Annotated in this window: 8 protein-coding genes and 1 pseudogene; 8 read left to right on the forward strand and 1 reads right to left on the reverse strand. The window is 63.0% G+C overall.

Annotated elements, in window-relative coordinates:
- The 8 genes and pseudogenes from A985_RS28490 to rapZ all read left to right on the forward strand — a co-directional run.
- Nucleotides 1-241 (forward strand): annotated as a pseudogene (locus A985_RS28490) (hypothetical protein); the annotation flags it as partial.
- A gap of 25 nt (nucleotides 242-266) precedes the next feature.
- On the forward strand, nucleotides 267-1,037 hold the full coding sequence (gene lptB / locus A985_RS0106795; protein ID WP_026131715.1) for an LPS export ABC transporter ATP-binding protein: 771 nt from the start codon (nucleotides 267-269) through the stop codon (nucleotides 1,035-1,037).
- A 94-nt stretch (nucleotides 1,038-1,131) separates the two neighbouring features.
- Nucleotides 1,132-2,619 (forward strand): RNA polymerase factor sigma-54, encoded by a 1,488-nt coding sequence (locus A985_RS0106800; RefSeq protein ID WP_017232647.1) that lies wholly within the window; start codon nucleotides 1,132-1,134, stop codon nucleotides 2,617-2,619.
- 142 nt (nucleotides 2,620-2,761) lie between these two features.
- Nucleotides 2,762-3,115, forward strand: a complete 354-nt coding sequence (gene hpf, locus A985_RS0106805) for a ribosome hibernation-promoting factor, HPF/YfiA family (RefSeq protein WP_017232648.1) — start codon at nucleotides 2,762-2,764, stop codon at nucleotides 3,113-3,115.
- Nucleotides 3,116-3,344: 229 nt separating this feature from the next.
- The gene (ptsN, locus tag A985_RS0106810) at nucleotides 3,345-3,800 is read left to right on the forward strand and encodes a PTS IIA-like nitrogen regulatory protein PtsN (RefSeq protein ID WP_026131716.1); all 456 of its coding nucleotides are present in this window, start codon (nucleotides 3,345-3,347) and stop codon (nucleotides 3,798-3,800) included.
- A gap of 97 nt (nucleotides 3,801-3,897) precedes the next feature.
- Complete coding sequence (gene hprK / locus A985_RS0106815) at nucleotides 3,898-4,863, forward strand: HPr(Ser) kinase/phosphatase (RefSeq protein WP_017232650.1); 966 nt, start codon at nucleotides 3,898-3,900, stop codon at nucleotides 4,861-4,863.
- A gap of 146 nt (nucleotides 4,864-5,009) precedes the next feature.
- The gene (locus tag A985_RS0106820; RefSeq protein WP_017232651.1) at nucleotides 5,010-5,321 is read left to right on the forward strand and encodes a PsiF family protein; all 312 of its coding nucleotides are present in this window, start codon (nucleotides 5,010-5,012) and stop codon (nucleotides 5,319-5,321) included.
- A gap of 230 nt (nucleotides 5,322-5,551) precedes the next feature.
- Nucleotides 5,552-6,427 (forward strand): RNase adapter RapZ, encoded by an 876-nt coding sequence (gene rapZ / locus A985_RS0106825; protein ID WP_017232652.1) that lies wholly within the window; start codon nucleotides 5,552-5,554, stop codon nucleotides 6,425-6,427.
- Nucleotides 6,428-6,442: 15 nt separating this feature from the next.
- On the opposite strand, the gene mutY is transcribed toward rapZ, so the two are convergent.
- The gene (gene mutY / locus A985_RS0106830; protein WP_017232653.1) at nucleotides 6,443-7,600 is read right to left on the reverse strand and encodes an A/G-specific adenine glycosylase; all 1,158 of its coding nucleotides are present in this window, start codon (nucleotides 7,598-7,600) and stop codon (nucleotides 6,443-6,445) included.
- Between the last annotated feature and the right edge of the window lie 23 nt (nucleotides 7,601-7,623).

Genomic DNA, 7,623 nt, shown 5'->3' on the forward strand with positions numbered 1-7,623 from the left:
CGAAATTCACGGTAGCGTGATCACGTACGACACGTACAACGAGGTCTATACCGCCAACAGCGGTGCCGATCAGGTCAACGCCAACAATCCGAACGGCCGCGTGCGCGCCACGCTCGCCCCGCGCAATGCCACTGGCGCGAACCAGCCAGGCGCCGGCGGCGCGAGCAAGCCGGCGGCCGCGCCCAAGGGCGATCTGCCGCCGCTGTCTCCCTCCAAAAGCATCGGGAATCCGCGTGAGTAATTCTGCCAATAGCAACGCCTCGACGATCCATCCGGGCGACGGTCAATCGGGCAAGCCGAGCGCGCTCGTGGTGCGCTCGCTCAAGAAACAATACGGTGCCCGTACTGTTGTCAAGGACGTCTCGCTCGATGTGAAGAGCGGCGAAGTCGTGGGACTGCTCGGCCCGAACGGCGCGGGCAAGACGACATCGTTCTACATGATCGTGGGCCTCGTGCCCGCCGACGACGGCGAAATCCAGCTCGACGGCAACGTGATCAGCGAGCTGCCGATTCACGAGCGCGCCCGCATGGGCGTCTCGTACCTGCCGCAGGAAGCGTCGGTGTTCCGCAAGCTCACGGTCGAAGACAACATCCGGGCGGTGCTCGAATTGCAGCTCGATGCGCACGGCAAGCCGCTCAAGCGCGACGAGATCGACCGACGCATCGAAGCGCTGCTCGACGAGTTGCAGGTGAGCCATTTGCGCGAAAATCCGGCGATGTCGCTCTCGGGCGGCGAACGCCGCCGCGTGGAAATCGCCCGCGCCCTGGCCACGCAACCGCGCTTCATTTTGCTTGACGAACCGTTCGCGGGCGTCGATCCGATCGCCGTGCTGGAAATCCAGCGAATCGTGCGTTTTCTGAAAGATCGTGGCATCGGTGTCCTGATTACCGACCACAACGTACGCGAGACGCTCGGCATCTGCGATCACGCCTACATCATTAGCGAAGGCTCGGTGCTCGCCGCCGGCACGCCCGACCAGATCGTGGCCGACGAAAGCGTGCGGCGCGTATATCTGGGCGAAAACTTCCGGATGTAAAGCAAATTTTTCGCATGTAAACCCTGCCTCCGATAGGGGGCCGGGCCGGTTTCGCTGGCGTGACAAAGCCTCTACAATGAAGGCGAGAAATGCTATGAAACCGACCCTTCAACTCCGCACCTCCCAGCACCTGACCCTCACGCCTCAGTTGCAGCAATCCATCCGATTGTTGCAACTGTCGACGCTCGAACTTCAGCAGGAAGTCGAGCACGCCCTCACCCAGAACCCGATGCTCGAGCGCGAGGACGATTGGCTCGCCGGCACGATCCGTGTGGGCACGGACGGATCGCTGCGCAATGAGCGGGGCTCGTCGAGCAGCAGCACCAACGACACGCCGGAATCGGCCAGCGGCCAGGACGACGCCCGCGAACTCGACGGCGAGACCCGCTTCGACGACAACGCGCGCGACGGTGGCAACGACTGGAGCCTGAACGACTTTGCCCGCTCGGGCAGTGCGTCGGACGACGACGACAATGAGCGGCCGCAACTGCACGTCGATCATCCCAATCTTCGCGAACACCTGCTCGCCCAGTTGCGCCTGACGAAAGCCAGCCCGCGCGATCGCCTGCTGGTGGAATTCCTGATCGAATCGCTCGACGAAGACGGCTATCTCGGCACCCTGCTCGACGAAATGCAGGCGGAAATGTCCGAGGAACTTGGGCTCGAGACCGAAGAGATCAACGCCGCGCTCGCGCTGCTGCAGAGCTTCGACCCGGCAGGCGTGGGCGCCCGAACCCCGTCAGAATGCCTTCGCCTGCAACTCCAGCGGCTGCCGGCAAGCAGCGTGCGAACTCTGTCGCTGCGCATCGTTTCCGATCATCTGGAGCTGCTCGCCGCGCGCGACTACACACGGTTGCGTCGTCTGCTGGGCGTGAGCGAGGACAGCCTGCGCGCGGCGCATCAACTGATTCGCTCGCTCGACCCGTTCCCGGGCGCCGCCTACGGCTCGCCCCAGGCGGATTACGTCATCCCCGACGTGCTCGTGCGCAAGCAAGGCGGCGGCTGGACCGCCGAACTCAATCCCGAGGTCATGCCGCGCCTGCGCATCAATGAAATGTATGCGCGCATCCTTCGCAACAACCGCAATGCGCCGGGAACCGGCAACCTGCAGCAGCAACTTCAGGAAGCGCGCTGGCTCATCAAGAACATCCAACAGCGGTTCGACACGATCCTGCGCGTGTCGCAGGCGATCGTCGAGCGTCAGAAGAACTTCTTCACGCATGGCGAAATCGGCATGCGGCCCTTGGTTTTACGCGAAATTGCTGATACGCTGGGTTTACATGAATCCACGATTTCACGCGTGACAACCAGTAAGTACATGCTCACTCCATTCGGAACCTTCGAGCTTAAGTACTTCTTTGGTTCACACGTGGCCACGGAAGCCGGGGGCGCCGCCTCATCGACCGCCATCCGCGCACTCATCAAGCAACTCATAGGAGCAGAAGATCCGCAGACCCCCCTTTCCGACAGCCGTATCGCGGAGCTGCTGGCAGAGCAAGGGTTCGTGGTAGCGCGACGCACCGTCGCGAAATACCGCGAAGCCATGCGCATTCCCGCAGTGAACTTGCGCAAATCTTTGTAGGACGGTCCTGGTGTGCCATCTTGGCTCGCTGGGGCATCACGCCGCAGTGCGACATTGCGTCACGCCAATGGCTCGCACTCCCGCTAGCCAGCGTTGCTTGTGACGCGGCCTGCACTTCGGCATTTCAGCAAGGAGAGCAGCTATGAATCTGAAGATCAGTGGACATCATCTCGAACTCACGCCGTCGCTGCGCGAATTCGTGGTCAACAAGCTTGAACGCGTGTTGCGCCATTTCGACCAGCTCATCGGTGCCGAGGTGATCCTATCTGTCGACAAGACCAAGGAGAAGACCGGACGCCAGATCGCTAGCGTCACCGTGTATCTCAAGGGCAAGGAGATTTTCGTCGAGAAGTGTGACGAGAATATGTACGCCGCCATCGACAAGCTGATCGACATGCTCGACCGCAAGGTTATGCAATACAAGGACAAGGTTCAGGATCATGGCCGCGAGGCCCTCAAGCACCAGGAACCTCCCGAGGCGGAACCGCTGCAATGAGTCTGTCCGGGCAAGGTAGCCGCATTGACCGACACTGACGGCGATTCGCGAGGAAGCCCACGCGCACATCGACGTCTGTCGTAAGTCTCTGGCATCACCCACCGCGGGGCCGTTGAACGGCCCCTTTTGCATGCTCCCTCGCATCGCCGGGAGCGCGTCGACGGGTGGTCTATAATGCGAGGTCAACCGGGGGGCTGGAGGGCGACCATGCGTTCGCCCGCATTACAAGATGAACCGTTTAGTCAAACTCTTACCTGCGTCCAACATATTGCTTGGACTGTCTGTCACCAGCAAGAAGCGCGTCTTCGAGCAAGCCGGGCTTCTCTTCGAGAACAATGCCGGCCTGTCGCGCGCGCTTGTCACCGACAATCTGTTCGCCCGCGAGCGTCTCGGCTCGACCGGACTGGGAGAAGGTGTGGCCATTCCGCACGGGCGCATCAAGGGCCTCAAGCATCCGATGGCAGCCTTCGTGCGCCTGGACGATCCGATTCCCTTCGAGGCCCCCGACGCGCAACCCGTGTCCCTGCTGTTCTTCCTGTTGGTACCGGAGCAGGCAACGCAACAGCATCTCGAGATATTGTCCGAAATTGCGCAGTTGCTCTCGGATCGCACGATGCGCGAGACCTTGACCTCCGCGCCGAGTGCCGACGATATCCATACCGCGCTCGCGAACTGGCAACCCTGAGCCGGCGCGGGTGCGGCTATCCCGGTGTTCCGGGGTATCGCGCCGCGACGCAGGACGAACTCCGTAGCACCCAACCCCAACCGAACGAGGCGACGCGGTGGAACTGACCGGCATCAACGCGCAAAGCATTTTCGACGACAACGCCGCCACGCTGCGTTTGTCGTGGCTGACCGGGCACGAGGGGTGGGAACGTGGCTTCACGCCCGAGAGCGTGTCGACGGCCACCTCCAGCGCCGACCTCGTGGGTCACCTGAACCTCATTCACCCGAACCGGATTCAGGTGCTTGGCGAGGCCGAGCTGCGCTACTACCAGCGCCTCACGGACGAAAACCGCAAGCGCCACATGGGCGAAGTCATCGCGCTCGAGCCGCCGTTCCTCGTGGTGGCCGACGGCCTCGAAGCCCCGCCCGATCTCGTACTGCGCTGTACCCGCTCCTCCACGCCACTGTTCACCACGCCGATGTCGACGGCGGCGGTCATCGACAGTCTGCGCATGTACATTTCGCGTGTGTTCGCCCCGCGATGCACGATGCACGGCGTATTTCTCGACATTCTGGGCATGGGGGTGCTGCTCACCGGCGATTCCGGCCTCGGCAAGAGCGAGCTCGGCCTGGAACTGATCAGCCGCGGTCACGGACTGGTGGCAGACGATGCGGTCGATTTCGTGCGCCTCGGGCCGGATTTCGTCGAAGGCCGTTGCCCGCCGCTGCTGCAAAACCTGCTGGAAGTGCGCGGCCTGGGTTTGCTCGACATCAAGACGATCTTCGGTGAGACGGCCGTGCGCCGGAAAATGAAGCTCAAGTTGATCGTTCAGTTGGTGCGCCGCCCCGATGGCGAATTCCAGCGGCTGCCGCTCGAAGCGCAAACCGTGGATGTGCTGGGCCTGCCCATCAACAAGGTGATTCTGCAAGTGGCGGCCGGGCGAAACCTCGCCGTGCTGGTCGAAGCCGCCGTGCGCAACACGATCCTGCAACTGCGTGGCATCGACACCCTCAAGGATTTCATGGAACGCCAGCGTCAAGCCATGCAAGATCCGGACGGCATGCAGAATCGGCTGCTCTGAGCGATCTCCTGCCGGACGAATGCCCCGGGTTTACCGCAATTTCTGCGTCTTTCTGTCAACGCCGCGCGATTGCGGCGCGTTTTCTTTCATGTTGTAATCGCCACGCGGTCCAATCCCGTGCGTGTCGACCTTATGGAGAGACGATCATGAAAAAAGCATTCGCTGCATTGCTTCTGGTATCCCCGCTGCTCGCATCGCCCGTGTTTGCCCAGACGGCCGCCCCCGCACCTGCGCCCAAGGCTGCCAATACCCAACAAAGCAAGATGGGCGTCTGCAATGCGCAAGCTGGCAGCAAGAAAGGCGACGATCGCAAGGCGTTCATGAAGGAATGCCTGTCGAACAAGCCCGCCGCCAAGCCGACCCAGCAGGAAAAGATGAAGACCTGCAATGCCCAGGCTGGCGACAAGAAGGGCGACGATCGCAAGGCGTTCATGAAGTCGTGCCTGTCGAACAAGTAAGCGCACCGGGGGCTTTCCCGCACCGACCTTCTGACGAATCGACGGATGGACGGATAAGCGGCGAGCCTGCCCACAGGCTGACACAACGGCGCCCCTCGCGGGCGCCGTTGTCGTTTCTCGCGCGTCATTCTCGCGAATGGAGCAAAAACGCATGGAACGTTCTTCTTTTTGGCCGCTCGACACCCATACGACACAATCGCTTACCATGATCGCTGTATCCGGGGAATCTCATGAAGATCGTACTGATTACCGGCGTTTCGGGTTCCGGCAAATCGCTCGCCCTGAACGTCCTCGAAGATGCGGGTTACTACTGCGTCGACAATCTACCGTCGCGCTTTCTCCCTGAACTCGCCGAGTATCTCGAAACGCAGAACTACACACGTCTCGCCGTTGCCATCGACGCGCGCAGCGGCGGCTCGCTTGCCGATCTGCCGCCGATCATTGGCGGCCTGCGCCGCTTCGGTCACGACGTGCGAGCCCTGTTCCTCAACGCCACCACGCAAACGCTGGTTCAGCGCTTCTCGGAGACACGCCGCCGTCACCCGCTCTCCGTGACGAGCGACGATACCGTCTCGGCCAATGGTTCGCTGGTCGAAGCGATCGAGACCGAGCGCGAAATGCTCAACAGCGTGGCCGAACTCGGTCACCAGATCGACACCAGCAATTTGCGCGCGAGCGCGTTGCGCCGTTGGATCCGCGAGTTCGTCCAGCACGATCACACCGGACTCACACTGATGTTCGAGTCCTTCGGATTCAAGCATGGCGTGCCGCTCGACGCCGATCTCGTCTTCGACGTGCGCTCGCTGCCCAATCCGTATTACGACACGCAGCTGCGTCCGCTGACCGGTCGCGATCAACCGGTGATCGACTTCCTGTCGGCCATCCCCGAAGTCGACGAGATGACCAACGATATCGGCGCCTATCTGCAGAAATGGCTGCCGAGCTATATGCGCGACAACCGCAGTTACCTGACGGTGGCGATCGGCTGCACCGGCGGTCAACACCGCTCCGTGTTCATCGCCGAAACGCTGGGCAAGCGCTTTCGCTCCGAAGCCAGCGTGCTGGTACGCCATCGCGAACTCGCCCCGCTCGAGTCGACGACCTGAACCGGAACAGCCCGCTCAGGTCGGCAACGACAGCTGGCCGTCGCTCGGCGAACCGATCGACAAGGCGTCGGCAATCTTGCGGATCGGCGAGGGTAGGCCGGCGGCGGCAACGCCGGCGGCGTCCAGCCACGCGTGGCGCGAGCCGTTTGGCGGCACCGCGGCGCTCGCGCCCAGCGTCACCCGCCACGGCCGCAAGTGCAGCCGAAAATGTGTGAAAACGTGCGTGAGACCGTGCAGCGGTTCGAGCGACTGCACCCTCCCGTCACCCGCACCGAGCGCGGCGGCATGCGCGCTCAGACGCTCGCGCAGCAACGCATCGTCGGCGTCGCGCGCGTCGGTCGGCGGGGTCAGTTCCGGCAGGCTCCATAAGCCGCCCCAGATACCGCTGTCCGGCCGTCGCTCGAACAACACGCGCTCGCCCGCGCAAATCACCAGCACATCGACATAACGCTCCGGCTGCGCCTTTTTGGGCTTGGATGTGGGTAACGTGCGCTCGCGTCCGGTCGCATGCGCGACGCAATCGCCGTCGAACGGGCACTCGCCGCAACGCGGCTTGCCGCGAGCGCACAGCGTCGCCCCGAGATCCATCATCCCCTGCGTATAGGCGGGCAAGTCGCGTTGCGGCAGCAGGGACTCAGCCAGCGTCCACATCGCCCGCTCGATCTTCGGCGTGCCCGGAAATCCCTCGATGCCGAACACCCGCGCGAGGACTCGTTTGACGTTGCCGTCGAGAATCGCGGCGTGCGCATCGTAGGCAAACGCGGCAATCGCCGCGGCCGTCGAACGGCCGATGCCCGGCAGCGAGGCGAGCATCTCGGGGTCGGACGGGAAACGACCGCCGTGCTCGGCCACCACGACCTGCGCGCAACGGTGCAGATTACGCGCCCGCGAGTAGTAGCCCAGGCCGCTCCAGAGCGCCATCACGTCGTCCTGCGCGGCGCTCGCCAATGCCGCGACGTCGGGGAAGCGCTCGAGAAAACGCGTGTAGTAGGGGATCACCGTCGCGACCTGGGTCTGCTGCAACATGATCTCGGAGAGCCAGATGCGATAGGCGTCGCGCGTGTTCTGCCATGGCAGGTCGTGACGGCCGTGCTCGGCCTGCCAGGCAATCAGACGCTCGGCGAAATGGCTCGCCGGCGGGCCGGCGGTGGAGTCGTTGAGGGAGTCGGTCATATCATTTTTGGGGGGCGTCGTGT

Origin of the sequence: Pandoraea sp. B-6, assembly GCF_000282835.1 — a bacterium.
GTDB classification, from domain to species: domain Bacteria; phylum Pseudomonadota; class Gammaproteobacteria; order Burkholderiales; family Burkholderiaceae; genus Pandoraea; species Pandoraea cepalis.